The sequence below is a fragment of the Halorubrum sp. SD41 genome, assembly GCF_058630335.1.
The window spans coordinates 35,898-61,873 of the sequence record NZ_JBZVGZ010000001.1 but is presented as its reverse complement, the minus strand read 5'-3'; the positions used below and the strand labels follow the sequence as shown (position 1 = coordinate 61,873).

Sequence of the window (25,976 nt, the reverse complement as noted above, 5' to 3'; positions counted from 1 at the left end):
ATGGAAAGCGTTTTGCCCGGCGCGCGAGTTCCCCGGGACGTATGCGGCACCCCGCCTTCCGCGCGCTCCTGATCGCCGTCGTCGCGCTCGCGCTGGTCGCGAGCGCCGGCGGCGCGTCCGACGGCGCGACCACGACCCCCTCCCTCCTCGACGCGGACGAGGCCCCGGCCGACGTTCCGACCGTCGGCGACGACCCCGACGGTCGCGACGCGGTCGGGGACCGCTCGACCGCGGTCCGACAGCAGACCGGCGACGGCGTCGCCTCCCCCTCCGCGACGCGGATCCGAATCGAGCTGAACCCCGACCGCAGCGCCGACTGGACCGTCGCGGTCCGGTACTCGCTGGCGGACGAGAACGAGACGAGGGCGTTCAGAGACGCCGGCGCCCGCTTCCGCGACGGCGAGGTCGGCCCGAGCGCCGAGCTGTTCGAGGGGTTCCGCCGCGAGGCGAACCGGAACGTCGACCGGTCGATGGCGATCGAGGACGTCGAACGCGAGGTCGTCGTCCACGAGAACCCGGGCGAGTTCGACGTCGCCACGGAGGAGGCGGTCGCGGTCGGCGAGCTCCGGCTGCGCTTCACCTGGACGTCGTTCCTCGCGCAGGACGGCGAGAGCCTCGTTCTCGGGGACGCGCTGACGACGCCCGGTAACGAGACGTGGCTCCGGAGCCTCGAAGCGAGCCAGACGATGGAGGTGGCGACGCCGGAAGGGTACACGGTCACCGGGACGCCGAGCAGCGCCGTGACGCAGCTCTCGGACGGCGACGTGATCATCGAGGGGCCCCAGACGTTCGAGGGGGGCGAGCCCGTGGTGATAGTGTACGGGCCCGCCGGAGCGGGGCCCCCGTGGACGATGTTGATGGCCGCGATCGTGCTCGCCGCGGCCCTCGTGGCCGGGAGCGTCGTCGGGTACCGGCGGATCGGCGCCGGGGAGAGCGACCCGAACGAGTCGGCTGCGATCGGCGGCGAGGAAACGGCGAGCGGTCCGAACGCGATGGACGTCGACGACGCCGGCCCGAGCCCGGGAGATGACGCAGGCGCCGACGCGGCCGACGAGGCGGCCGACGGCGACGGGGAGGACCTCTCGCTGCTCTCGGACGAGGAGCGCGTCGAGCGGCTCCTCGACGCGAACGGCGGGCGGATGCGACAGGCCGACATCGTCGCCGAGACCGGGTGGTCGGACGCGAAGGTGTCGCAGCTGCTCTCGGCGATGGCCGACGAGGGGCGCGTCGAGAAGCTCCGGCTCGGCCGCGAGAACCTCATCTCGCTGCCCGACGGCGAGGATAGCGAGGGCGGTGAGGGCGGCGCCGGCGAGTAGCGAACCGGCTGCCGACGAGCGGCGGCACCGGCCGCGCCGACCGGCGGACCGAACGACGGGCGGGCCGGCGGACCGAACGACGACCGGCCCGAGCGGAAACCGATGGTCCGCCGTCGCCCGTTCCGAAAACCATTACAGGGCGAGCGACCGAGTATCGATCATGAAAGTTCTGGTGACCGTCAAGGAGGTCGCGGAGGCGGACGACGACTTCGCGATCGAGGGGACAGACATCGCCGAGTCCGACCTCGAGTACGACCTCAACGAGTGGGACGACTACGCCGTCGAGGCCGCGGTCCAGCTCGCCGAGGCCGGGATCGCGGACGAGGTCGTGACCGTCACCGTCGGCCCGGAGCGCGCCGAGGAGACGATCCGGATGGCGCTCGCGAAGGGCGCGGACCGCGCGGTCCGGGTCTGGGACGAGGCGCTCGACGGCGGGTTCGCCGACGTCGCCTCGAAGGTCGCCCTGTTCGAGGCGGTCGTCGACGAGGAGGAGCCGGATCTCATCCTCGGCGGCGTTCAGGCCGCCGACACGGGCTTCGGCGCCACGGGCGTCGCGCTCGCGGAGCGGATCGGCTTCGAGCACGCGGCGGTCGTCAACCAGCTCGACGTGGACGCGGACGCCGGCGTGGCGCACGTCCACCGCGAGCTGGAGGGCGGCGTCGAGGAGCTAACCGACGTCGACCTGCCGGCGGTGTTGACCGTCCAGACCGGGCTCAACGAGCCGCGATACGCGAGCCTTCGCGGCATCCGACAGGCGCAGCGCAAGGAGATCGCCGCGAGGGACCTGTCCGACCTCGGGCTGACCGCGGACGACGTCGAGAGCGCGCTGACGATCACCGAGATGTACGAGCCGGAGAGCGAGTCCGACGCGGAGATCATCGAAGGCGACGCCGGCGAGTCCGCGGGGCGCCTTGCCGAGGTCCTCCGCGATAAGGGGGTGGGCGCGTGATGGCCGACGTGCTCGTCGCCGCCGAACACCGTCGCGGCGCGCTCCGGGACGTCACCTACGAGGCGATCACGGCCGGGCGGGAGCTCGCCGACGCGCGCGGCGGCGACCTCCACGTGGCCGTCGTCGGCGGCGACGTCGACGGGTTCGCGGAGGAGCTCAACCGCGAGGGCGTCGACGCGATCCACGCCGTCGACGACGGCGAGGAGTTCGACCACAACGCCTACCAGGCGGCGGTCTCGACGCTCGCCGACCGGATCGACGCCGGCGCGGTGGTGCTGCCGAACTCCGTCAACGGGCTCGACTACGCGCCCGCCCTCGCCGAGGCCCTCGGCGTCCCGATCGTGACCGACGCGGTCGGATTCGACTACGACGACGGGCTCACCGTCACCCGCGAGATGTACGGCTCGAAGGTCGAGACGACCGTCGACGTCGCCGGCGACCGGTTCGTCCTCACGGTCCGCGGCGGCGAGTGGCCGCCGGCGGAAGGGGTGGGCGACGCGACCGTCGAGGCGGCCGACGTGGACATCCCCGAGTCGGGCGCCCGCGTCACGGGCTTCGAGGAGGTCGGCGGCGGCGACGTCGACATCGCGGACGCCGACGTGCTCGTCTCGGTCGGCCGCGGTATCGAGGAGGAGGAGAACCTCGAACTCGTCGAGGAGCTCGCGGACGCGCTCGGCGCGACGCTGTCCGCCTCGCGGCCGATCGTCGACAACGGCTGGCTGCCGAAGAACCGGCAGGTCGGCCAGTCGGGGAAGGTCGTCACGCCGGACGTGTACATCGCGGTCGGCATCTCCGGCGCGGTCCAGCACGTCGCCGGCATGAAGGGGTCCGACACCATCGTCGCGATCAACACCGACCCGAACGCCCCCATCTTCGACATCGCCGACTACGGGATCGTCGGCGACCTCTTCGACGTGGTGCCCGAGCTGATCGACGAGTTTGCGTAGGCCGGCGGCGCCGTTCCGGCAGTAACGTTCTTTGACTCCGGTCGAGAACCGGACGGGCAGACGGCGTCCGCCGTCGGCTCCCCGATGATCCCCATCCGCGCCGCCGTCCCGACGACCGAGGAGGCGAGAGCGCTGCTCGTCGGTCTCAGCCGGGCGATCGACGGCGATTGGGACGGGATCGCCGCGGAGCTGGCGGGCGAGGAGCCGGACGCGGCGCTGCTCGATCTGGTGTCGGAGCCGTTCGCGTCCGTCGACGACGTCGCCGAGCGGCTGGCGCGGACCGAGTCGTACCTCCGCGAGCGCGGCGACCGGCGCGCGGTGTTCCTCACGGTGTACAGCCGGATGACGGCGGCCGTCCGGAGCGCAATCGACGACGGCGCGTTCGTCGACTCCGAGTGGGCGGCGTCGTACCTCGTCGCCTTCGCGGAACGCTACCGGCGGGCGCTGGTCGCGTTCGAGCGCCGGTCGTTCGACTCGCTCCCGCGGCCGTGGCTGATCGCCTTCGCCGCCGCGGCCCGCGGAGAGACGCTGGTCGCGCAGGACGCACTGCTCGGCATCAACGCGCACATCACCTACGACCTCACGTACACGCTCGGCGACGCGGGGATCGACCCCGACCGCGACGCCAAGCGCGAAGACCACGACCGGATAAACGCGATCCTCGCGCGGCTCGTCCAGACGGCGCAGGACGCGCTCGTCGAGGCGTACGACGCGGTCGGCGTCGCCGGGATCGACGCGCTGTTCGACCCACTCGACGACCGGCTGGCCCTGCTGGGGTTAAAGGGCGTTCGGGAGTTCGCCTGGCGGAACGCCGTGTTGCGGGCGGACCTCCCGGAATGGGCCGGCGGGCCGTACGTGGACTGGCGGACGGAGACCGTCGCGACCGGCGCCGCCGCGGTCGTGCTCGCGCCCGGGTTCGACGCGGGTGAGATCGCGCGCCTGCGGGACGCGGAGACCGAGGGCGACGCCGCGGGCGGGTTCCGCGAGGCGTTCGGACGGCTGACGTAGGGAACGGAGGAGCGAGCGTCAGGCGAGGGGCCGGGGAGCAAGCGCCGACCGGGTCGCGTCGCGTTCTCGGTTCGTTTATCACCCCGCCGGCCCTCCGATCGGGCAATGAGCGAGGCCGACGAGCAGCCGGCTGCGACCGCGACCGGCCGGGAGATCTGGATCGAGAAGTACCGGCCGCAGACGCTCGACGACATCCACGGACAAGAGGAGATCGTCGAGCGGCTCCAGAGCTACATCGCGCAGAACGACGTGCCCCACCTGCTCTTTTCAGGGCCTGCGGGCAGCGGCAAGACGACCGCTGCCACCGCGATCGCCCGCGAGATCTACGGCGAGGACAACTGGCGCGGGAACTTCCTCGAACTGAACGCCTCCGACCAGCGCGGGATCGACGTCGTCCGCGACCGGATCAAGGGGTTCGCGCGCTCCTCGTTCGGCGGCGACTTCCGGATCGTGTTTCTCGACGAGTCCGACAGCCTCACGGATGATGCACAGGCAGCGCTCCGCCGCACGATGGAGCAGTTCTCCGACAACACCCGCTTCATCCTCTCGTGCAACTACTCGTCGAAGATCATCGACCCGATCCAGTCGCGCTGCGCCGTCTTCCGGTTCTCGCCGCTCTCGGACGAGGCGGTCGGCGGGATGGTCCGCGAGATCGCGGCCGCGGAGGGGATCGAGGTGACCGACGCGGGCGTCGACGCCCTCGTCTACGCGGCCGACGGCGACATGCGCCGCGCGATCAACTCGCTTCAGGCGGCGGCGACGACCGGCGACGTCGTCGACGAGGAGGCGGTGTACGCGATCACGGCGACCGCGCGCCCGGAGGAGATCGAGTCGATGGTGACCGACGCGCTGAACGGCGACTTCGCGCGGGCGCGGTCGACCCTCGACACGCTGCTCACCGAGACGGGGATGGCCGGCGGCGACGTGATCGACCAGCTCCACCGCTCCGTCTGGGAGTTCGAGCTGAGCGAGCGCGAGGCGGTGCGACTGATGGAGCGCATCGGCGAGGCCGACTACCGGATCGCCGAGGGGGCCAACGAGCAGGTCCAGCTGGAGTCGCTGCTCGCGGCGCTTTCATTGGACGAATAAGCTGGTTCCGGGTTTCTGCTCGTTCATTTATAAATAATCGACCGCAGATCAGCGGCAAACGCCTTCAAAGCCCCAGCCGCTCGCTTATAAATGACTACTGACGGATCAGCAGCGAACACCGCCAAATCCCCAGCCACTCGCTTATAAATATCTGATCGCAGGTCGGTGGCGAACACCTCCAAAGCCCCAGCCGCGAGGCGGGCGCACGCTCGCTGCGCTCCTCACTCGTTCGCTCCGCTCACTCGTTCCGGTGCTTGCGTCGCCTACACCCGCCTCGCGGGTGCCCCTTTGAGTCCCGCCCCGCACAGCACCGCAACCGCGCCTCAAACCTCCCCAGCCTCGTCGGTGGTCCTCCGCTTCGCTCCGGACCACCGACTCCCTCGCGCGTGCTGCTCGGCCGCGGGGCGGCCTCGCAGGCACGCGCCACCGCAGCAGGCGCGCTTTTTAAATCGGGGCGGCGCCGACGGTCGGTATGCTCGTCGTCGTCTCCGACACGCACGCACGCGAGGAGTCGAAGCTCCAGGGACGGACCGCTGAGGCGGTCCGCGAGGCGGAGCTGGTGATCCACGCCGGCGACTTCTACCGCGAGCCGGTTCTGGACGCGTTTGGGTCGGCCGCCGCGAGCCTCCGGGCCGTCTACGGCAACAACGACGACGCGGCGATCCGCGACCGGGTCCCCGAGGTGCGGACCGTCGAGTACGCGGGCGTCCGGTTCGCGGTCACGCACCGCCACCGCAGCGGCGACACCGGGCTCGTCATGCTCGGTCGCGGCCGCGACGCGGACGCCGTGATCTGCGGCCACAGCCACCGCCCGCGGTTCGACGACTCGGGCGGGCTTCCGATACTGAACCCGGGCAGCCACGCGCAGCCGCGCGGCAACCGCCCGGCGCACGCAGAGCTGACCGCGTCGGAGGACGGGAGCGGACTTGACGGGAGGCTGGTGACGCCGGACGGCGAGGTCTTCGAGACGTTCCGGATCGCGGGAGGGGGCGAGGAGTAGCGGGAGGGTCGAACGCGGCGGGGACCGATCGCGACGCCCCGCGTGCGGCCGGACCGGTCGACGATCGTGTACACGGTGGCGGACCCGAATCGACGCGGGTGTGGGCGCGGACGCCGGCGGTCGGGCGGAGCGGCCGGGGAGGGGTTCCGGGCAGGGGAGGGAGCGGCCGCGAGTCCGACCGGCCGGCGGGTCGACCGGGGTGTTCGAGCGTGTGAGGGCCGAAGCGGGGGTCGCGACTACACGTAGTGCGGGTACCGACATATACGTGGCCGAGGGACAAAGACGCGTTTTAGTCATCGCTCCGAGCGCCCGCGGGCGGCCGCGGCTCGGAGGGGCGCGACCGGCTAGCTCGAAAGTTATAACCGCGTGCCGACGGATTCGAGCGTATGCTCCCGGTCCAACCGCTGTTCGTGCTCTTATTGGTGGGTCTTCTCGGGCTGTTCTTCTTCGGGTTCCTCCTCGTCCGGCGCACGGTGACCGGGCTGAACGAGGGGTACAACGACGGGCGGAACTGATGGTCGTCGTCACCGTTGCGACCCTGTTCGTCGCCGCCGCGGCCAGCCTCTTCATGGCGTGGTCGATCGGCGCCGGCTCCTCCGGCTCGACCCCGTTCGCCCCCGCGGTCGGCGCGAACGCCATCTCCGTGATGCGCGCCGGCCTGATCGTCGGCGTCCTCGGGCTGCTCGGCGCGATACTCCAGGGCGCGAACGTGACGGAGGCGGTCGGCACCGAACTGATCGGCGGCGTGACGCTCACGGCGGCGGCGGCCATCGTCGCGCTCGTCACGGCCGCCGCGCTAGTCGCGATCGGCGTGTTCGCGGGGTACCCGATCGCGACGGCGTTCACCGTGACCGGGGCGGTCGTCGGCGTCGGCCTCGCGCTGGGCGGCGACCCGGCGTGGCCGAAGTACGCCGAGATCGCGACGCTGTGGGTGCTCACCCCGTTCGTCGGCGGCGGCGTCGCCTACGGCGTCGCCCGGATGCTCACCGGCGAGTCGCTGCCCGAACGGCCGCTCACGGCCGTCCTCGCCGGACTCGTCGGCGCGATCCTCGCGAACGTCGGGTTCGCGCTGCTCGGTCCCGCCGGCGAGCAGGCCTCGGTCGCGAGCGTCCTCGGGTCGGGGCTCGGGATCGGCGGCGCGGGGGCGCCCGCGGTGAGCCTCGCGATCGCCGCCCTGGTCGCGGTCGCCGTGTACGCCGACCTCGGCCGCGACCGCGAGGGCGCCCAGCGGCGGTTCCTGCTCGCGATGGGGGGCCTCGTCGCGTTCTCGGCGGGGGGCTCGCAGGTCGGCCTCGCGATCGGCCCGCTCGTCCCGATCTTCAGCGAGGTCGGGGTCCCGCTGTGGGCGCTGCTCGTCGGCGGGGGCGCTGGGCTGCTGGCCGGGTCGTGGACGGGCGCGCCACGGATGATCAAGGCGCTCGCGCAGGACTACGCCTCGATGGGGCCGCGGCGGTCGATCTCGGCGCTCATCCCGTCGTTCGCGATCGCCCAGACCGCCGTCGCCTTCGGGATCCCCGTGTCGTTCAACGAGATCATCGTCTCCGCGATCGTCGGCGCGGGCTACGCCGCCGGCGACGCGGGCGTGAGCCGGAGGAAGATGGGGTACACGGTGCTCGCGTGGGTCGGCTCGCTCGCCGGCGCGTTCACGCTCGGGTTCGTCCTCTACTCGGCGGTCGACTTCGTCGTGTGAGTGGATTCGACGGCCTCGCGGCCGCTCTCGTCCGTCTCAGGCGCGCAGCTCAGGGTACGTCGGCAGTCGGGCGGACCCCGCGCTCCCGTCGACGAACGGGAGGTCGACGGCGGTCACCGGGACCTCGTCGCCGTCGACGCGGACGGTGACCCCGTCGCGGTCGGCGTCGAACCCGACGAGCGCGAGGGCGATCGGGACGTCGGTCGCGGGGCCGACCGCGGCCCGGGTGACCTCGCCGATCGCCTCGTCGCCGTCGAAGACGGCTGCGCCGGGCGCGGGGAGCGCGTCGTCGATCCCCCGCGGGTCCGCGTTCGCGTCGAGGTCGGCGACGCCGTCGAGTTCGAGGCCGACGAGCCGGCGGCTCGGTCGCCCCTGGTTCTCCACGCGCGAGACGACCTCCTGCCCGACGTAACACCCCTTCTCGAAGTCGAGCGCGTTCCGGAGGCCGAGGACGTTGGGGACAGTCCCCGCCAGCTCGTGCTCGAAGAGGGGCGTCCCGGCCTCGGTCGCGAGAGCGTCCCACGTGCGGTAGCCGAACGGGGCGGCGTTGAGTCCGCGGTTGATCAGGGTGTCGAACACGTCTCCCGCGTCGGCGGCGGCGCAGACGATTTCGTACCCCTCCTCGCCGAGCGGCGCGTCCGTCGCGATCACGGTGACACCGGCGTCGACCATCGACCCGCGGACGAACGAGAGCGGCTCCTCGGGGGCGCCCGGCCCGCCGAGGACGGAGGCGACCTTCTCGGTCGACTTGGGGCCGTGGACGCCGAACACGCCGAACTCGTCGGAGACGTCGTCGATCTCGACGTCTTGAATGAACACGTTCTCCGCCCAGTCGGCGGCGACCGACTCGGCGCGCTCCGGGGGGAGGAAGACGAGCAGTCGCTCGTCGGCGTTGTACACGTACATGTCCGCCTCGATCCCGCCCTGCGGGTCGAGCAGGAGGGCGTACGTCCCCTCCCCGTCCTCGGTCGGGACGCGGTTGGAGACGGCGTTGTCGACGAACTCGACGCGGTCGGCGCCCCTGACGGCGAGGACGCCGTACCCCATCTCGATCACGCCGGCGATGTTGCGGACCGCCTTGCCGACGCGGACGGGCTTCCCGTAGTGGTCGACGACCTCGCGGCCGCCGCGGTCGCGGTACGCGGCGCCGTGCGCGTCGTGGGTGCCGGAGACGAGCGTCATGGTCGGAGAGACGCGATCGAGGGCCAAAAGGCCGCCGTCTCCGGCGGCTACAGTCCGAGGCGGTCGCGGATCGCGTCAACGAGGCTCTCCGAGGGGTCGTCGTCCGGCGCCTCGGGGTCCGGGACGACCCGCTCGTGGGCGTACACCCGGACGCGTTCCTCGGACTCCACGGTGATGAGCGAGTCGTCCTTCAGCGCCGAGAGGGCCTCCTCGACGGCGTCGATGTCGGCGTCGACGGCCGCGCGAAGCTCGAGGACGGTCATCCCCTCGTCGCCGCGGTCGACGAGCGCGTCGAGCAGCGCGACCTCGACGTCCGGCCGGTCGCGGTATTCCGGCTTTGCGGCCATACGTGTCCCTTACGCGGGGCGGACTTTACGTCTACCGGCGAGGAGGAGCGAACGCGACCCGAGCGAGCGGCGCGTCAGCGAACGATCCGAGAACAGGTGCCACAGAGGTTCTCCTCTTTCACGTCGACCTCGCGGACGGTGGGGGAAAACGACATCACGCACTTGCTGTTGTCGCAGTGTTCCAAGCCGAGCGTGTGGCCGATCTCGTGAACGACCTCCTTGCGGACGCGGTCGCCGAAGACGTCGACCGCGGGCTTCGTGGAGACGCCGCCGTCCGAGGAGGTGCGGAGTCGGTGAGTCGAGATGACGGAGCCGCTGCCGTTGAGGTACGCGAGGCCGAACACGTAGTTCCGGCGGCGGTAGTAGAGGTCCTCGGACGTAATTCCGATGTTCTTCTCGCCGCCGCCGACCCGCGTGACCGTCTCGATGAGGTCCTCGGCGCGGTACTGGTCGCGGTCGGCGTCGAACGCGGAGTCGGGGATCGCCTGATCGTCGTGGACCGTCACGTCGCAGTCGTACACGGAACGCAGCGCACCGGAGGCCTCCCGCTTCACTCGGGGGGTGACCTCTCCGACCGGGACGATGTCCACGAGCATGGAACCGCTTTTGACCGCCGCGGTCATAAAGGCCGCGCCGTGGGCCAACCACCGCCGTCGGAACGGGCGCTGGTCGCCGCGCTCGACCGATACGAGCGACTGATCGAGGTCGGCGTCGGGCGGCGCCCGGACGTCGCTCGCGCGCTCGCCGACCGCGGTCGCGAGGTCGTCGCGATCGACGTCGAGGTGAGCGAGGCGGCGCGAGACGCGTCGACGGAGCCCCGGCCGTCGAGCGCGGGGTCGCTCCGCGTCGTCGCCGCGGACGTGACGGCGCTGGCGACGGCTGACGACGACCGATCGACACGGGACGCGCTCGGTCCCGACGCGAACGCCGAGGGCGACGCGGACGCCTCGAAGGCGGCCGCCGGCGTCGACGCCGTGTACGCGCGGAACCTCCCCGCCGAGCTCCAGCGCCCGACCGTGGCGCTGGCGGAGCGGCTCGACGCCGCCTGTCTGTTCACCACGCTCGGCTTCGAGGAGCCGGTCGTCGACGTCCGCCGGCGGTCGGGGGAGTCGGGGACCGTCGTGTACGTGGCGCGATGACGGAACGAACCGGCGACGTCGGCCGCGAACCCGAACGTTCATTCCGCCGCCAGCCGGGGTAGCGGTATGCAGGTCGACGCAGTCGTCCTCGACATCGACGGGGTGTTGGTCGACGTGGCGGACTCCTACCGGCGGGCGATCCTCGAGTCGGTCGACCGCGTCTGCGGCAAGCCGATCGACCGGGACGCGGTCCAGGCGTTCAAGGACGCCGGCGGGTTCAACAACGACTGGGAACTGACGGACGCGGCCGCGCTGTTCGTGTTGGCCCGCCGCGAGGGGCTCCGGATGGACGTCGACGAGTTCACCGACCGCGTCCGCGAGCTCGGCGGCGGCCTCGACAGCGCCAAGGAGGTCGTCGGCGACCTCCCGCGGGTCGCGCAGGCTCGCGTCCGCGACCAGTGGGACCGGGACGCGCTCCGCGAGACGTTCCAGGCGCTGTACCTCGGCGCGGAGCTGTACCGCGAGCTGGAGGGCGGCGAGCCGCCGGTCGAGACGGACGGGTACATCCACGACGAGCCGACGCTCGTCGACCCCGAGACGATCGCCGACCTCACCGAGCGGTTCGACGTCGGCGTCCTCACCGGGCGCCCGGCCGCGGAGGCCGACATCGCCTTGGAGCGCGTCGGCCTCGACGTGCCCGACGACCGCCGGTTCACGATGGACGACTGGGAGGAGGGAAAGCCCCACCCGCGGGCGCTCGTCGAACTCGCCGAGCGGTTCGACGCCGAGCGCGTCGCGTTCGCGGGCGACACCCTCGACGACGTGCGGACCGCGCGTAACGCCGACGAGACAGACGAGACGCGCGTCTACTACGGTATCGGCGTGCTCACCGGCGGACTGACGGGCGAGGCGGGCCGCGAGAAGTTCGCCGAGAACGGCGCCGACGCGGTGGTCGAGGACGTGAACGAACTGGTGGAGTTGTTGGAGTAGTCGGCCGCGCGCTCGCGGCCGCGGCTCCCTGACGGTCGAGCGGTCCGAGATCGTTCCGGGGGCGCGCTCGCAAAAATCTCCGGTGTCCGTGACGCGTCGTGGTGGCGTCAGACGACGAGCGAAGCGGAATCAACGTTCTCAGCGCTTCGAGGCTGCTTCTGCGCGAGGCGGCGGCGTCACGGTCACCGGCACGAACCGGACCGGCTTCGACGGTTTATGCGCCCTCGTCCGCTAACGCAGTCGATGAGTGACGCCAACGCGACGCAGCGGATGGAGGTCAGCGGCGAGAGCGACGGCGAGTCGAAGTTCGTCGCCCGGGCCCGCGACCACGAACTGGTGATGGACGACCCGGAGGCGATGGGCGGCGACGACGAGGGCGCGATGCCCGTCGAGTACCTGCTCGCCGCCTGGACCGGCTGCCTCAACGCGACCGTTCGCGCGGTGGCGCCGGACTTCGACCTCGACGTCGAGGGCGTCGCGGTCGAGGTCGCCGGCGGGTTCGACCCCCGCAAGCACCTCGGCCGCGCCGAGGAGCCCCGGGCGGGCTACCAGGGCGTGGAGGCGTCCGTCGACGTCGACTTCGCCGGCGACGTGGACGACGAGACGTTAGCCGAGTTCACCGCCGCCGTCGAGGCGCGCTGTCCGGTGAGCGACAACCTGGCGAACGAGACCGCGACCGACGTGACGCTTCGACGGGAGTAAACGGCGTCGTGCGCCGCGTTTTCGGCGACCGGACGATCTGATCCGCGGAGGGACCGTCCGGTAACGGGTACACCGTGGATGGGCCCTGCCGGATTCGAACCGGCGATCAACTCGTTATGAGCGAGTCGCTTTAACCGGACTAAGCTAAGGGCCCGTACTCGTCGGTACGTCCGAGACGTTTTTGAGCGTACCGACTCGCGGCGAAGCGGGTGAAACAGAAGGCGCCGAAGCCAGGACTCGAACCTGGGACCGCCTCGTTAACAGCGAGGCGCTCTACCAACTGAGCTACTTCGGCTCACTTCCGGGTACTCGCGTCGTTTTGATAGGGCTTTCGTTTCCGCCCGACGGAGCGGGATCCGCCCGACGAGAGCGGAGAGAAACGCTACCGCGAGCGCGCTCAGCGCGGCCCCGATCCGACCGACACGTTTTCGGCCGGACCGCGAGACCGTTCGGTATGGACGAGTTGGAGGCGGTGCTGTCGCGGGTGCGCGAGCGCGTCCTCCCGGAGCCCGAGGAGCGCGAGCGGCTGCGCGCGACGGCCGCGGAGCTGACCGAGCGGACCCGCGAGGCGATCGCCGACCTCCCGGTCGAGGCCGACGTGGTTCAGGTCGGGTCGACCGCGCGCGGCACGTGGGTCGCGGGCGACCGCGACATCGACCTCTTCGTCCGGTTCGACGCGGACCTCGACCGCGCCGAGCTGGAGGAGTACGGGCTCGAAATCGGCCACGCGGTCCTCCCCGACGGCCACGAGGAGTTCGCCGAACACCCGTACGTGAAGGGGAGCTACGAGGGGTTCGACGTCGACCTGGTTCCCTGTCACGACGTGGAGCGGGCGGCCGAGCTGGTCTCCGCGGTCGACCGCACGCCGTTCCACGACGCGTACCTCTCCGCGCGGCTCGACGACGACCTCGCGGCGGACGTTGTGCTGGCGAAGGCGTTCCTGAAGGGGATCGGCGCGTACGGGAGCGACCTCCGCACCGAGGGCTTCTCGGGGTATCTGACGGAGCTGCTCGTGTTGGAGCTCGGCGGGTTCGTCCCGCTGGTCGAGTCGGCCCGGAGCTGGCACCCGCCGGTGGAGTTCGACCCGGAGGGACACGCCGAGCGGACGTTCGAGGATCCCCTCGTCGTCGTCGACCCCACGGACCCGACGCGGAACGTCGCGGCAGTCCTGTCGGCGGCGAACCTCGCGCGGTTCCAGCACTACGCGCGGGAGCTGCTCGCGGCCCCGAGCGAGGCGCTCTTCGAGCCCGACGACCCCGAGCCGCTCGACTCCGAGGAGGTTCGCGCCCACCTCGACCGGCGGGGGACGACGCCGGTCGCGGTCGTCTTCGACGCCCCCGACGTGGTCGACGACCAGCTGTGGCCGCAGCTTCGGCGCTCGCTGGACGGGGTCGTCGGCGGCCTCAACGAGCGCGGCTTCGACGTCCTCCGGGCGCGGGCGATGACGGACGCCGCGGGAGCGGCGGGCATCCCTGGGACGAGCGACGCCGCGGAGACGGCCGATCGCGACGGATCCGACGAGGCGACGCGGGCCGCGCTGTACGCCGAGCTGGAGGTGACCGAGCGGCCGACCGTCGAGCGCCACGAGGGGCCGCCGGTCGCGGTCCGGAAGCACGCCGCGAGCTTCTACGAGTCGTACGTCGACGACGTCGACCCGGACACGTACGGGCCCTTCATCGACGGCGATCGGTACGTCGTCGAGCGGGAGCGAGAGTTCGCCACCGTCCGGGAGTACCTGGAGAGCGAGGCCGCGAGCGACGTGGCGCTCGGCGCGCGGGTGGAGCCGGCGTTCGCCGACCGCGACGTGCTGGTCGGCGAGGCGGTCGCGACGCTCGCGCCCGCGTTCGGCCGGCCGCTCAGGGAGTTCTACGAGCCGCGGCCGTGAGCGCCGTCGGCGGGAACGTCGATCGTCAGCCGGAGACGCCGTCGAGGAGCCGGTAGACGAGCGCGGCGACGGCGGCGACGATCAGCGCGACCGCCGAGAGGAGGCCGGCGGCGCGGGGGAACGACAGCCAGAACGCGGCGTAGAAGGCGAGCGCGAACGCGAACAGACCGACGACCAGCAGTCCGCGAGAGGGGTTCTGCGCGGCGGCGACGAAGGCGCGCTGGAGGATCGAGAGATCGCCGAACTCGGGGACGTCCTCGGGGTCCGGCTGGTCGGAGAGCGGGCCCGAGTCGGCCGGATCCCCCGACTCGGCGTCGACGGAGCGGTCGGTGTCGGTCACGGGCCCGGATACGGGCCGGAGGATGCTGTACCTATCGCTTGCCGAGCCGGCAGCTGGCAGGCGGAAGGGAACTCTCGATCAGGCGAAGACTCCGGCCACGAGGACCGACCCGAGGAGGAATGCGACCAGCGCGGCCGCGAGGTTCGACGCCGCGACGACCGCGGCCGCACGGCCGCCCGTCTCGCTCGTCGCCCGAACGGTCCCGACCGCGAACGAGGAGAACGTCGTGAACGCGCCGCAGAAGCCGACGCCGAGGAGCAGCGCCGCCGTCGACCCGATCGGCGCGGCGGAGACGGCGCCGAGGGCGAAGCTCCCGAGCGCGTTGACGACGAGGACCGATCGGCGTCCCTCGACGCGGAGCCCGACCGCGTGCCGGGAGACGGCGCCGAGCGCGCCGCCGACGCCGACGAGCGCCGTCGCGAGGAGCGGTGCGGCGGTCATCGGCGATTTCGCCCTCCGAGCGCGAGTCCGAGCGCGGCCGCGGCGAACCCGGTCGCGTAGCTGACGGCGACGTACCACGCGCCGGCGGGCGTTCCGAGCGCGACCGCGTCGGCGACGAACGTGCTGTACGTCGTGAACGACGAGAGCGCGCCGGTTCCGACGAACAGGCGGATCCGGTCGCTCGACGCGCGGGTCAACAGGAGCCCGAGCGCGAACGACCCGGCGACGTTCGCGACGAGCGTCCCCGCGCCGGTCGGCGGTCCGTCGAGGACCGCGAGACCGGTCCCGGCGGCGCCCGCGGCGAGGGCCAGACCGACCCCGACGTCGACGGCGTGTCTGGCGACCGCGCCGAGGAACCCGCCGAGCGCGACGAGCATGAACCCGTACGGCGTCCGTTCCATGCGCGTGAGTGAGGCCGAGACGGCTTGTGCGTTCTGAACCGCGTCACTGGAACGTCGCGTCCGACAGCCGACTCGCTCGGGGGCTCTCCCCCTCGTGTGGCGTCCGCCGCTCTCGGATCCGAACCGTGTGGGCCGTCTCGGTGGCGTCGTCGACCACGAGCGCCTCGCCGACACCCTCGGGGAGCCGCGAGGCGAGGTCGCCGGCGAGGTAGGTCGCCTCCGCCTCCGCCAAGCGGTCGACGTCGCGCGCGGCCGTGAGGCGGTGGGAGACGAGGAGGTCGGACTGGGAGACGGCGACGCTCGGCAGCGCGGCCGGTCGCTGGGTCGCACAGACCAGCGAGACGCCGGGCGCGCGGCCGCGGGTGAGGAGCGTTCGGAGCGCCGGCTCGGCGATCCCGTCGAAGAAGGCGTGCGCCTCGTCGACGAGGAGCCACGGGAGCCGAGGGAGGTCGCCGTCGATCCGCGCGTCGTAGAGGCCGCGAGCGACGGCGCGGACGACGGCCGCCGCGGCGGCGTCGGCCACGCCGGCGAGGTCGAGGACAGTCGGGTTCCCGTCGGCCGCGAGCGACGCGACCGGCGGCGCGTCGGCGTCGAAGACGCCCCACGAGTCCGCCAACCGGAGGTGGTTCGCCGCGGCGCGCCGCGTCTCCGCCGGCGCGTCGGCCGCGTCGACCGCCTCCCGAAGCGTCGCGAGCGAGGGCGAGGAGCCGCCGTCGACCGCGTCCGCGACGACGCGCCAGACGAGGCTCCCGGGGCCGCTCGCCGGGTCGAGCCCGAGCAGGTCCGGCCACGTCGACGGCGGTATCGAGGCGGGACGGACCGCGGGGTCGACGGCGCGACCGCCGGCCGCCTCGAGGCCGCCGAAGACGCCCATCGGGTCGGCGACGATCGGAACGACGCCGTCAGCGTCGGCTATTTCCTCCGCGAGGACGCCGAGCGTGTACGACTTCCCGGTTCCGCGTTTCCCGAACACGACCCCCGCGTGCGGCCGGTCGAGGTCGACCCCCACGGGAGCGCCGGCGCTCCCGTCGCGAGCGAGGAAGGATCCGATCCGTGCGGTGTGCTGGAGACGGTCGGCGTCGCGGTCGCTCTCCCCGCCGAGGGCGGTTTCGGCGTCGCGGTCGCTCACGCTGTCGCGGCTGGTCTCTCCGTCGCTGTCGGAGCCCGTCCCGTCGCGGCCGAGTACGTACACGCGGCCGGGTGGCCGCGGCATCGGATAAAAACGGTCGGGGGCAGTCCGAACTCCTCGACGCCGATCGCGTCTCGCGGACGCCCGGGCCGGCGCCGTCGGGTCCGTCCGACTCTTTATAAGTCATACCGCGGCCAGCGGGCCGTATGTCCGATCGAACACACGACTCGCGCACCGCGAACCGCCGGACGTTCAGCACCGACACCCGCGCGATCGAGGGGCTCCCGGTCCGGCTCGTCATCGCGCTCGTCGTCGGCGTCGCCAGCCTCAGCGTGATGATGGGGATGATCGGCGACATCGACGGGCTGGCCGCGACCGAACTCGACGCGCAGCCGCAGCCGGAGGTGACCACGCCCGGCGACCAGTCGATCGACGTCGCGGTCGTCGATCCCGACGGCTCCCGCGTCGCGGACGCGACGGTCATCGTCCGCGGCGGCTCCGCGCAGATCGACGGCGTCGTCACCGCGAAGACGGACGGCGAGGGGATCGCGACCGTCGACGTCGACCCCGAACTCGGACCGAACCAGGCCGACGGGACGCTCACGATCGACATCAAGCCGCCGGCGGAGGGCGACTACGTCGACGAGCGCGGGAACACCGAGGTGCTCGTCGTCGAGGAGTGACGCCGCGAGCGACGCGGGCGAGAGGGGCTTTCAGAGGTGGTCGTCCCAGTCGATCCAGTCCTGCTCCCACCCGTGCCGGCGCTGACGCCCGCGTTCGGCGCGTTCGGCGTCCTCCCGCCGGGTCCGGTTCCGTTCCGCCCCGGGCTGCTCGCCGTCGACGAGCATCGGCTGGAGCCGCGCCGGCCCGTGCGTCTCGACCGTCTCGAACCCCGCGGGCGCCGGGTCGTCGTCCGCGTCGGAGTCAGATTCGGACGGAGCAGTCAGGTCGGTTTCGGCGGTGGGCGACGGTTCGATCGCCGCGACCGTCTGGACGCCCGCGCCGCGCGGGTAGACGATCCGGCCGCCGGACGCCAGCTGTTCGCGGAGGGAACGCGGCGGCTCGACGACGGCGGTTTCGAGGAGGATCCGGTCGTAGGGCGCGTACGCGGGGAGGCCGTCGGCGCCGTCCGCGCGGTCGACGAGGACCGCCCCGTAGCCGGCCGCGTCGAGGTTCGACCGCGCGGCGTGGACCGCGGACCGGTCGATGTCGATCGCGTGGACGCACCGTGCGCCGGCGATCTCCGCAAGCAGCGCGACCGAGTAGCCGACCCCCGCGCCGACGACGAGGACCGAGTCGCCCTCCGCGGCGTCGAGCGCGGTGACTAACCGGACCAGCGTCGGGAGGGAAAGCGAGTGCGGGTCGTCGCCGTCGACGCCGCCGCGGGGCGAGTCGTCGACGAAGGGGTCGCGCGGGACGCGCTGGAGGGCGGTCAGCACGGGCGGCTCGATCGGCTCGCCGATCTGGTGTTCGAGCCCCTCGATCATGTCCGCCCTGAGCGACGCGTCGTCCATGACCGGTCTCGGGGCTCGGTCCTCTAAAACCGTGCGTTCGGCGGGCCGGGGGCGGACACCCGGGCGGCGCACCCGGTTACCGCATCGGAACGAACCGCACCCCGCCGCGGTCCTCGCGGTCAACGCCGTCCTCGCGGACCGTGAGACGGACGAGCCGCTGGCGGCCCCCCTCGCGGACGGGGGCGACGACGCGGCCGCCCGTTCGGACGCGGTCGACGATCGCGTCCGGGACCGACTCGGGCGCCGCGCAGGTGAGGTAGGCGGCGTCGAACGGGGCCTCGTCGGCGAACGCCTCCCGGCCGTCCGCGGCCGCGACGGTCACGTCGTAACCGAGGCGATCGAGCCGGTCGCGGGCGTTCGCGGCCAGTTCCGGGACGCGCTCGGCCGAGAAGACGTTGCCCGGGCCGACGATCTCAGCGACGACGGCGGCGTGGTAGCCGCAGCCGGTTCCCACCTCGAAGACGCGGTCACCGCGCTCGATTTCGAGCAGGTCGGTCATCAGCGCCACCATGTGCGGCGCGCTGACCGTCTGGTCGTGGCCGATCGGGAGCGGTCGGTCGGCGTACGCCGACGCGCGCTGTGGTTCCGGGACGAACTCGTGGCGCGGGACGGCGCCGATCGCCGACAGCGTCCGCTCGCTCGCGTCGAGGCGGTCGCGGAGCGCGCGCACCAGCTCCTCCCTGGCGGCCGCGTGGTCGGCGTCGTTCATGCGGGTAGTTAGCACTGGGAGCGTGGAGAAAGCACCGGCCGGAGAGGAAGGGGAATTAGTTCACGTCGATCCGGTGACCCTCGTCGGCGTCGACCGCGTCGAGCGGGACCGTCACGGTGAGGACGCCGTGTCGGTACGTCGCGGACGCGTCCTCGGTGCGGGCGGTCGCGGGGAGGTCGATAGTGCGCGTGACGGACTCGTGGCGCCGCTCGCGTCGGAGGTACCGTCGCTCGGTGTCCTCGCGCTCCGCGTCGCGCTCGGCGGCGATGGTGAGCCGGTCGCCGTCGACCCGGACGTCGATGCCGTCGCGGTCGAACCCCGGCAGGTCGGCGGTGACGACGAACTCGTCGTCGTACTCGGCGACGTCGACGTCGGCGGTTCGGAGGTCGCGGCCCCAGGCCCGCTCGCCCGCGAAGGGGGTGCGGCCGAGGAACTGCTCGATCTCGTCGAAGGGATTCGTCGTGTTCATACCAACAGGAAGGCGCCGTGAGGTATTAAACAGCGAGTGACGCGTGCTATCTCGCGATCGCGGCGGCGGGCGAAATCGATACCGACGGCGCGATCGAGGCTCAGCTGACGTCGATCGTGTGTCCGCGGTCGTCGTCGGGCGAGCGCTTGGGGAGCGTGACCGTGAGCACGCCGGCGTCGAAGGTCGCCGTCGCCGCGTCGGCCTCGACCGGTTCGGGGATCGGAACCCGGCGGGAGACGGACCTGAGGCGGCGTTCGCGTCGGTGGTAGCGGACCTCGTCGTCGGCCTCGTGTGCGCCGGCGGCGGCGTCGTCCGCGTCGGTCTCACCGGCCTCGCCGTCGTCGTCCGCGTCGGCGACGTCGAACTCGGTCGCCTCCTCGCGGGATCCGGAGATCACGAGCGCGTCGTCGCGGAACTCGACGTCGACGTCGTCGGCGTCGAACCCGGGGAGGTCGGCGACGACCGTGACCGCCTCGTCGTCCTCGATCACGTCGACGTCGACGTTGCGGGCGCCGGGGAACCGCGGGACGTCGGGACCGGTCCCCTCCAGCGTGCCGCCGAGCTCCTCGAACTCGCGGCCCATCCGTTCGAGCAGGTCCTCGATCTCGTCGAAGGGATCGCGTCGGGTCATACGGGACAGGATTCGGGGCGGAGCGTCTTGAACGTACTGGCGGGACGCGGCGCGGAGCCGCGGGGCCGCGGGGCCGACGAGGGTCCAAACGACGACCGCCGACAGACACTATCCGCTCGCGCCCCAGGCGATCGTATGCGCCTGTACTGGCACCGAGGCGACGCGCGGACGCGGGACAACGCCGGCCTCGCGGCCGCGGCTCGGGAAGGTGAGGTCGTCCCGACGTTCGTGTACGACGCCGACCTGCTCGCGACGGTCGGCGCGCGCCAGCGCGCCTTCTTCCTCCGCAACGTGAAGCGGCTGGAGGCGCGGTACCGCGAGCTCGGAAGCGACCTGATCGTCCGCGCGGGCGACCCGGACGAGGTCCTCGTCGGCCTCGCCGACGAGTACGACGCCGAGGTGGTACACTACAACGAACACTACCGGCCGGCCCGCCGGAACCGACAGCGGGCGGTCGAGGACGCGCTCGCCGACGCGGGCGTCGAGACGGACGCGCGGACCGACCTCGTGCTGGTCGATCCCGGCCGGCTAGAGACGCGCTACCCGAACCACAGCCGGTTCCACGACGACTGGGAGGCCGTGCCGAAACGCGGGCCGTTCGCCGAGCCGGAGCCCGACGATCTCGCCGACGTCCGCGACGGGAAGACCGTCCCCGAGCCCGACGCGGACATCGACCTCCCCGAGGCGGGGTACGAGGCCGCGCGCGAGCGGTTCGACGAGTTCCTCGACGACGGGATCGCCTCCTACAACGACACCCGCGACGACCTCGCGCGAGCCGTCGAGGCGCCGACGCACGCCGTCTCCCGGATGTCCCCGTACCTCGCGACGGGCGCGATCGGGATCCGGGAGGTGTGGGCGGACGCGGGCGACGCGTACGACGCCGCGACCGGCGGCGAGCGGCGCAACGTCGACAAGTACCGGTACGAGCTGTCGTGGCGCGAGCAGATGTACCACCTGTTGTACTACAACCCGGACTTGGCGGTGTCGAACTACGTGTCGTTCCCGAACGAGATCGCGTGGCGCGACGACGACGACGCCTTCGAGGCGTGGACGCGCGGCGAGACCGGCTATCCGCTCGTCGACGCCGGGATGCGGCAGCTGAACGCGGAGGGGTACGTCCACAACCGCCCGCGGCAGGTGGTCGCGAGCTTCCTGACGAAACACCTCCTGATCGACTGGCGGCGCGGCGCGCGCTACTTCACCAAGCAGCTGATCGACCACGACTACGCCTCGAACCACGGCGCGTGGCAGTGGACCGCCTCGACCGGCACCGACTCCGTCGACGTGCGCATCTTCGACCCGGTGAGCCAGATGTCGAAGTACGACGAGAGCGCGCGCTTCGTGACGGCGTACGTTCCCGAACTGGCGGACGTGCCGGCCGACAAGGTCGTCGACTGGCCGACCCTCTCGCGGGCGGAGCGCGAGGAGCTGGCGCCCGACTACCCGCACCCGATCGTCGACCGAGACGAGGGGTACGAGCGCGCCCAGCGCGTCTTCGAGGAGGCGCTCGGGAAGCGGTGAGGCCGGGAGGTCAGCGCGCCTGTACCGCCGTTCCGAAACCGAGTTCTTTTGCGGGGACCGGGCGAACACCGCGCTCATGTCCCCCGTCACGATCGACGACGTCGAGGCCGCCGCAGCGCGGCTCGCCGGCACCGACATCGTCCAGCGGACGCCCGTCGAGCGGAGCCGGTCGCTGAGCGAGCGGTGCGGCGCCGACGTGCGCCTGAAGATGGAACACCTCCAGCGAACGGGCTCGTTCAAGACGCGCGGCGCGTACAACGCGATCTCGCTGGCGATCGGCGAGTCCGGAGAGGGGTCCGAGGGGGAGACCGACGGGCCGGCGATCGGGCGCGTGGTGGCCGCGAGCGCGGGCAACCACGCGCAGGGGGTGGCGCTGGCGGCCGCCGACGCCGGGATCGACGCGACGGTCGTGATGCCGGAGTCGGCGCCCGCAGCGAAGATCGAGGCGACGCGCGCGTACGGCGCCGAGGTCGTCCTCCGCGGGAGCGCGTTCCCCGAGGCGATGGCTCACGCCCGGACGCTGACCGACGACCCCGGGACGCGGTTCGTCCACGCGTTCGACGACCCAGACGTGGTCGCCGGGCAGGGGACCCTCGGGCTGGAGGTGCTCGACCAGGTGCCCGACGCCGACACGGTCCTCGTCCCCGTGGGCGGCGGCGGGCTCGCGGGCGGCGTCGCGACCGCGGTGAAGGCGCGATCCCCGGAGACCCGGGTCGTCGGCGTTCAGACCGAGGGCGCCTCCACGCTCTCGGAGAGCCTCGCGGCCGGGGAGCTGGTGACGCGCGACGAGCCGGACACCATCGCGGACGGGATCGCGACCGGCGGGCTGAGCGATCTCACGTTCGACCTCCTCGACGAGCATCTCGACGACGCCGTCGTCGTGAGCGACGACGACGTGGCGAGCGCGATCCTGCTGCTCTTGGAGCGCGCGAAACAGATGGTGGAGGGCGCGGGCGCGACCGCCGCGGCCGCCCTCTTAAACGACGACGCGGTCGACGAGCTCGACCTCGCCGGCGAGACGGTCGTCCCGCTGCTCTGCGGCGGCAACATCGACGTGACGACGCTGAAGGAGGTGGTGACCCACGCCCTCGTCGACCGCGACCAGCTGATCGAGCTCTTCGTCCGGATCGACGACACGCCCGGGACGATGGGCGAGATCGCGACCCTGATCGGCGGCGAGCGCGCGAACATCCGGACGGTGCGCCACGAGCGCAGCCGCCCCGATCTGCCGGTGGGCGACGCCGACCTCGTGTTCGAGGTGGAGACGAACGGCCCGGCCCACGTCGACCGCGTCCTGTCGGCGGTCCGCGAGGCGGGGTACGAGGTGGCGTGGACGACGCGAGAGGAGTGAGGGAAAGCGTCGTCATTTATAAATAGAACTGCGGTGGCGCGCGCCTCCGAGCGGCCGCCACCGGCGGCCGCGAGGAGCACGTGCGAGGGAGTCGGCGGTCCGGAGCGAAGCGGAGGACCGACGACGAGGCTGGGGAGGTGTGAGGTGCGGTGCTGTGCGGGGCGGGACTCAAAGGGGCAGTCACCGGCGGCTTTGCCGCCCGTGGCCCGTGGCGCGGAGGCCCCCCCGGCCGCGAGGGGAACGGAGGGGGGGCAAGGACAGGGAGGAGGGGGCGAACGCAGTGAGCGACCGAGTGAAGCGCGCAGCGAGCGTACGTCGCCCTCGCGGCTGGGGCTTTGGCGGTGTTCGCCGCCGATCCGTTATCAACCATTTATAAGTGGGCGACTGGAGATTCGGCGGAGTTAGTCACCGATCCGGCATCGACACCGACGATTCACTCTCGAACGGTCGAACCGACAGAGAACACGTCTGCCTCGTCTCGCCCGATCCGACGATTTAAAAGGCTCACCTCGGCAACCACGTCGTAATGAGTCTCGTCGTCACCGACACCCTGGAAGACGAGCGCGTCGAGTTCACCGCGGACGGCGACGTCACGCTGTACGTCTGCGGCCTGACGGTGTCGGACGACCCCCACCTCGGCCACGCCCGGCTGTGGTTCCACGCCGACGTCCTCCACCGGTGGCTCGAACACGAGGGGTACGACGTGCGCCACGTCGAGAACGTCACCGACGTCAACGAGAAGATCACGGCCCGCGTCGGCGAGCGCGACGAGTGGACCGCGGAGCGCGACGTGGCCGAGACGTTCACGGCGAGCGTCTTCGATTCGATGCGCGGGCTGAACCTCAAGCGCGCCGAGGTGTACCCCCGCGTCACCGAACACGTCCCGGAGATAATCGACCTCACCGAGACCCTGATCGAGAAGGGGTACGCCTACGAGTCGAACGGCTCGGTCTACTTCGACGTGACGCGCTTCGACGACTACGGGAAGCTCTCGAACCAGGACCTCGACGCGCTCGAGGCGCAGGGCGAGCCGGACGAGCGCTCGGAGAAGCGCAACCCCGCGGACTTCGCCCTCTGGAAGGCGGACGGCGTGAGCGAGTCCGCGGCGCGCGGGCACGCGAAACACGACCACGGCGCCGAGACGCCGAGCGGCGAGACGTGGCACTCACCGTGGAGCGAGGGGCGCCCCGGGTGGCACGTCGAGTGCTCGGCGATGTCGACGACGCACCTCGGCGACACCCTCGATATCCACATGGGCGGCCGCGACCTCGTCTTCCCGCATCACGAAAACGAGATCGCGCAGTCGGAGGCCGCCACCGGCGAGGCGTTCGCGCGCCACTGGCTCCACGTCGGCTTACTGGAGATGGACGGCGAGAAGATGTCCTCCTCGATCGGCAACTTCTGGACGGTGCCGGACGCCTTAGACGAGCTCGGCGTCAACGTGATCCGCACCTTCTACGCCGGCGCCGCCTACCGCTCCGAGCAGGCGCTCACCGAAGAGACGATGGCGGAGGCGGAGGAGCGCTGGGAGCGCCTCTCGCGCACCTACGACCGCGCGGTCGAGGCGCTCGACTCGACCGACGCCCGCGCGAAGGCCGCGGACGCGGCCCTCCGTGAGGCGGTCGCGACCGCGCGCGAGGAGTTCGCGGCCGCGATGAACGACGACCTCAACCTCCGGGAGGCGACCGCGGCCCTGCTGGACCTCACCGACGCGGTGAACCGGCACGTGGACGCCAACAGCGACTCGGCATACGACTACCGCGGCCTCCGCGAGGCCGTCGAAGCGTTCGAGGCGCTCGGCGGCGACGTGCTCGGCCTCCAGTTCGAGTCGCCGAGCGAGGGCGACGTGGACCTCGCCGGCGAGTTGGTCGAGCTCGTCCTCGACGTGCGCGAGGCCGAGCGCGAGGCCGGCAACTACGAGCGCGCCGACGAGCTCCGCGACGCGCTCCGCGAGGTCGGCGTCGAGATCGAGGACGGCCCGGACGGCGCGACGTACCGGTTCGAATAGGACGCGTACACAAATTTTTCCGAGGCGGCCGGTAGTTAGGTGACGAGTGCCGGTGTTCGTGCGCGGCGTTTTGTTGTTCGCAGTGGCACGGAGAACACCTCCAAAGCCCCAGCCGCGAGGACTCGATGCGCTCGCTGCGGTCCTCGTCACTCGTTTCACTCGTTCCTGCGGTCCTTACGTCGCGCGTCTTCGTCCTCGCGGCTGCCCCTTTGAGTCCCGCCCCGCACAGCACCGCACCTCACACCTCCCCAGCCTCGTCGGGCGGCCTCCGCTTCGCTCCGGCCGCCCGACTCCCTCGCACGCGCTCCTCACGGCCGCCGACGGCGGCCGCTCGGAGGCGCGCGCCACCGCACCGCTGCGTTCATCTATAAATAGTCGTCATCGTCGGATCTGATCATATAAATATCTGATCGGCGGCGTTGAATCGTAATCTCCCGAAGTCGAGCCCTCAGTCCAATACGTGCTCGGTATCGTACGAGCCGAGCACCTTCACCCACCCGTTGTCCGCGATGGCCTCCACGTCTTCGACCGCCTTCGCCATGTGGTCCTCGTAGAGGCCGGCGTCCACGTCGAAGTGGAAGAGGTAGTCGCCGAGGCGCTCGCCGCTCGGGCGCGACTCGATCCGCGAGAGGTTGAGGTTGCGGTCGGCGAACGCCTCCAGCAGTTCCAGGAGGAGGCCGGGGTAGTTCGCGTTCGGGTAGACGATCAGCGTGGTCTTCCCGCCGGCGTCCGAGCGCGCGGACTCGGGCGCGACGACGAGGAACCGGGTCGCGTTCGAGGTGCGGTCCTGGATGTCCGCGGCGAGGATGTCGAGGTCGTCGCCGGCGTTGTCCGGGTGGCCGATGCCGGCGACGCGGGCGTCCTCGCGGGCGCGCTCGACCCCGCGGGCCGTTGAGGCGACCGCTTCGAGGCCGGCGTCCGGATAGTTCGCCTCCAGCCAGTTGCGGCACTGCGCGAGCGCCTGCGAGTGGCTGGCGACGACCTCGAACGCGTCGTCCTGCGCGAGGAGGGCGTGGCGGATCGGCGTGACGACCTCGCGGGTGACCGACACGTCGTAGTCGGCGAGCGCGTCGAGGCTCTCCGTGACGGACCCCTCGATGCTGTTCTCGATGGGGACGACCCCGCGCTCGAACTCGCCGCTCGCGACGGCGTCGACGATGGCGGTGACCGACTCCCGGAACGACACCTCGGCGGCGACGGAGCGCGCGGCGCGGTGCGAGTACGTGCCGGCGGGGCCCAGCGTGACGGCGTTCATTACCCCACCGTACCGGGGGCGGC

At 71.9% G+C, this 25,976-nt stretch carries 27 protein-coding genes, 2 tRNA genes and 1 pseudogene; 16 read left to right on the top strand and 14 right to left on the bottom strand.

Annotated elements, in window-relative coordinates:
* Positions 1–41 precede the first annotated feature (41 nt).
* From AC4NMM_RS00330 to AC4NMM_RS00295, 8 genes and pseudogenes are all read left to right on the top strand, one after another.
* Positions 42–1,316: a helix-turn-helix transcriptional regulator gene (locus tag AC4NMM_RS00330; protein WP_096393846.1), complete on the top strand. Its 1,275-nt coding sequence runs from the start codon at positions 42–44 to the stop codon at positions 1,314–1,316.
* Between the two features lie 160 nt (positions 1,317–1,476).
* Entirely contained in the window at positions 1,477–2,265 is a 789-nt protein-coding gene (locus AC4NMM_RS00325) for an electron transfer flavoprotein subunit beta/FixA family protein (RefSeq protein WP_096393847.1), read from the top strand.
* Positions 2,265–3,212, top strand: a complete 948-nt coding sequence (locus AC4NMM_RS00320) for an electron transfer flavoprotein subunit alpha/FixB family protein (RefSeq protein WP_096393848.1) — start codon at positions 2,265–2,267, stop codon at positions 3,210–3,212. Before AC4NMM_RS00325 ends, AC4NMM_RS00320 begins: the two co-directional genes overlap by 1 nt.
* Before the next feature lie 84 nt (positions 3,213–3,296).
* Entirely contained in the window at positions 3,297–4,220 is a 924-nt protein-coding gene (locus AC4NMM_RS00315) for a DUF5995 family protein (protein WP_491923252.1), read from the top strand.
* 105 nt (positions 4,221–4,325) lie between these two features.
* Entirely contained in the window at positions 4,326–5,309 is a 984-nt protein-coding gene (locus AC4NMM_RS00310) for a replication factor C small subunit (RefSeq protein ID WP_096393850.1), read from the top strand.
* Between the two features lie 472 nt (positions 5,310–5,781).
* The gene (locus tag AC4NMM_RS00305) at positions 5,782–6,309 is read left to right on the top strand and encodes a metallophosphoesterase (RefSeq protein ID WP_491923251.1); all 528 of its coding nucleotides are present in this window, start codon (positions 5,782–5,784) and stop codon (positions 6,307–6,309) included.
* Positions 6,310–6,692: 383 nt separating this feature from the next.
* Positions 6,693–6,824, top strand: a pseudogene (locus AC4NMM_RS00300) (DUF7859 family protein); the annotation flags it as partial.
* Positions 6,824–7,999 carry an inorganic phosphate transporter gene (locus AC4NMM_RS00295; RefSeq protein WP_491923250.1) on the top strand — a complete coding sequence of 392 codons (1,176 nt, stop codon included), beginning with the start codon at positions 6,824–6,826 and terminating at the stop codon, positions 7,997–7,999. The pseudogene AC4NMM_RS00300 and the gene AC4NMM_RS00295, both read left to right, overlap by 1 nt.
* A 36-nt stretch (positions 8,000–8,035) precedes the next feature.
* On the opposite strand, the gene ygfZ is transcribed toward AC4NMM_RS00295, so the two are convergent.
* The 3 genes from ygfZ to AC4NMM_RS00280 form a co-directional block, all read right to left on the bottom strand.
* Complete coding sequence (gene ygfZ, locus AC4NMM_RS00290; RefSeq protein WP_491923249.1) at positions 8,036–9,181, bottom strand: CAF17-like 4Fe-4S cluster assembly/insertion protein YgfZ; 1,146 nt, start codon at positions 9,179–9,181, stop codon at positions 8,036–8,038.
* Positions 9,182–9,228: 47 nt separating this feature from the next.
* A complete protein-coding gene (locus AC4NMM_RS00285) occupies positions 9,229–9,528 on the bottom strand; it encodes a DUF6432 family protein (protein ID WP_491923248.1) in 300 nt (99 codons plus the stop codon).
* A gap of 74 nt (positions 9,529–9,602) precedes the next feature.
* Complete coding sequence (locus AC4NMM_RS00280) at positions 9,603–10,124, bottom strand: archaemetzincin family Zn-dependent metalloprotease (protein ID WP_096394005.1); 522 nt, start codon at positions 10,122–10,124, stop codon at positions 9,603–9,605.
* A 39-nt stretch (positions 10,125–10,163) separates the two neighbouring features.
* Between AC4NMM_RS00280 and AC4NMM_RS00275 the strand changes: the two genes are divergently transcribed.
* From AC4NMM_RS00275 to AC4NMM_RS00265, 3 genes are all read left to right on the top strand, one after another.
* Positions 10,164–10,667, top strand: a complete 504-nt coding sequence (locus tag AC4NMM_RS00275; RefSeq protein ID WP_491923247.1) for a UPF0146 family protein — start codon at positions 10,164–10,166, stop codon at positions 10,665–10,667.
* 66 nt (positions 10,668–10,733) lie between these two features.
* Entirely contained in the window at positions 10,734–11,597 is an 864-nt protein-coding gene (locus AC4NMM_RS00270; protein ID WP_491923246.1) for a TIGR01548 family HAD-type hydrolase, read from the top strand.
* Positions 11,598–11,840: 243 nt separating this feature from the next.
* Positions 11,841–12,299, top strand: a complete 459-nt coding sequence (locus AC4NMM_RS00265) for an OsmC family protein (RefSeq protein ID WP_092920890.1) — start codon at positions 11,841–11,843, stop codon at positions 12,297–12,299.
* A 79-nt stretch (positions 12,300–12,378) separates the two neighbouring features.
* Here AC4NMM_RS00265 and AC4NMM_RS00260 read toward each other — a convergent pair.
* Positions 12,379–12,453 (bottom strand) — tRNA-Ile (locus tag AC4NMM_RS00260).
* 68 nt (positions 12,454–12,521) lie between these two features.
* Positions 12,522–12,594, bottom strand: a tRNA-Asn gene (locus AC4NMM_RS00255).
* Positions 12,595–12,753: 159 nt separating this feature from the next.
* Here AC4NMM_RS00255 and cca point away from each other — a divergent pair.
* Entirely contained in the window at positions 12,754–14,184 is a 1,431-nt protein-coding gene (gene cca / locus AC4NMM_RS00250) for a CCA tRNA nucleotidyltransferase (protein ID WP_096394002.1), read from the top strand.
* Positions 14,185–14,209: 25 nt separating this feature from the next.
* Here the strand turns inward: cca and AC4NMM_RS00245 are convergent, their stop codons facing one another.
* The 4 genes from AC4NMM_RS00245 to AC4NMM_RS00230 all read right to left on the bottom strand — a co-directional run bounded on the left by AC4NMM_RS00245 (position 14,210) and on the right by AC4NMM_RS00230 (position 16,579).
* Positions 14,210–14,524 (bottom strand): hypothetical protein, encoded by a 315-nt coding sequence (locus AC4NMM_RS00245; RefSeq protein WP_491923245.1) that lies wholly within the window; start codon positions 14,522–14,524, stop codon positions 14,210–14,212.
* Between the two features lie 78 nt (positions 14,525–14,602).
* Positions 14,603–14,965 carry a CrcB family protein gene (locus AC4NMM_RS00240; RefSeq protein WP_096394000.1) on the bottom strand — a complete coding sequence of 121 codons (363 nt, stop codon included), beginning with the start codon at positions 14,963–14,965 and terminating at the stop codon, positions 14,603–14,605.
* Positions 14,962–15,366, bottom strand: coding sequence for a fluoride efflux transporter FluC (locus AC4NMM_RS00235; protein WP_096393999.1), 405 nt, complete (start codon positions 15,364–15,366; stop codon positions 14,962–14,964). The genes AC4NMM_RS00240 and AC4NMM_RS00235 overlap by 4 nt, the downstream gene beginning before the upstream one ends.
* Positions 15,367–15,409: 43 nt before the next feature.
* Positions 15,410–16,579, bottom strand: coding sequence for an ATP-binding protein (locus AC4NMM_RS00230; protein WP_096393998.1), 1,170 nt, complete (start codon positions 16,577–16,579; stop codon positions 15,410–15,412).
* A gap of 122 nt (positions 16,580–16,701) precedes the next feature.
* Between AC4NMM_RS00230 and AC4NMM_RS00225 the strand changes: the two genes are divergently transcribed.
* Entirely contained in the window at positions 16,702–17,178 is a 477-nt protein-coding gene (locus tag AC4NMM_RS00225; RefSeq protein ID WP_096393997.1) for a DUF7382 domain-containing protein, read from the top strand.
* 30 nt (positions 17,179–17,208) lie between these two features.
* Here AC4NMM_RS00225 and AC4NMM_RS00220 read toward each other — a convergent pair whose 3' ends face one another.
* The 4 genes from AC4NMM_RS00220 to AC4NMM_RS00205 form a co-directional block, all read right to left on the bottom strand.
* A complete protein-coding gene (locus tag AC4NMM_RS00220; RefSeq protein ID WP_491923244.1) occupies positions 17,209–18,009 on the bottom strand; it encodes a protein-L-isoaspartate O-methyltransferase family protein in 801 nt (266 codons plus the stop codon).
* 76 nt (positions 18,010–18,085) lie between these two features.
* Positions 18,086–18,718 (bottom strand): protein-L-isoaspartate O-methyltransferase, encoded by a 633-nt coding sequence (gene pcm / locus AC4NMM_RS00215; RefSeq protein ID WP_491923243.1) that lies wholly within the window; start codon positions 18,716–18,718, stop codon positions 18,086–18,088.
* Positions 18,719–18,773: 55 nt separating this feature from the next.
* A complete protein-coding gene (gene hsp14 / locus AC4NMM_RS00210) occupies positions 18,774–19,187 on the bottom strand; it encodes an archaeal heat shock protein Hsp14 (RefSeq protein ID WP_096393994.1) in 414 nt (137 codons plus the stop codon).
* A 100-nt stretch (positions 19,188–19,287) separates the two neighbouring features.
* Positions 19,288–19,818 (bottom strand): Hsp20 family protein, encoded by a 531-nt coding sequence (locus AC4NMM_RS00205; protein WP_491923242.1) that lies wholly within the window; start codon positions 19,816–19,818, stop codon positions 19,288–19,290.
* Between the two features lie 135 nt (positions 19,819–19,953).
* Between AC4NMM_RS00205 and AC4NMM_RS00200 the strand changes: the two genes are divergently transcribed.
* The 3 genes from AC4NMM_RS00200 (at position 19,954) to cysS (ending at position 24,698) form a co-directional block, all read left to right on the top strand.
* Entirely contained in the window at positions 19,954–21,339 is a 1,386-nt protein-coding gene (locus AC4NMM_RS00200; RefSeq protein ID WP_491923241.1) for a cryptochrome/photolyase family protein, read from the top strand.
* Positions 21,340–21,415: 76 nt separating this feature from the next.
* Positions 21,416–22,690 (top strand): threonine ammonia-lyase, encoded by a 1,275-nt coding sequence (gene ilvA / locus AC4NMM_RS00195; RefSeq protein WP_491923240.1) that lies wholly within the window; start codon positions 21,416–21,418, stop codon positions 22,688–22,690.
* A gap of 526 nt (positions 22,691–23,216) precedes the next feature.
* Positions 23,217–24,698 carry a cysteine--tRNA ligase gene (gene cysS / locus AC4NMM_RS00190; RefSeq protein ID WP_491923239.1) on the top strand — a complete coding sequence of 494 codons (1,482 nt, stop codon included), beginning with the start codon at positions 23,217–23,219 and terminating at the stop codon, positions 24,696–24,698.
* Positions 24,699–25,146: 448 nt separating this feature from the next.
* Here the strand turns inward: cysS and pheA are convergent, their stop codons facing one another.
* Complete coding sequence (pheA, locus tag AC4NMM_RS00185) at positions 25,147–25,953, bottom strand: prephenate dehydratase (protein WP_096393989.1); 807 nt, start codon at positions 25,951–25,953, stop codon at positions 25,147–25,149.
* Positions 25,954–25,976 lie beyond the last annotated feature (23 nt).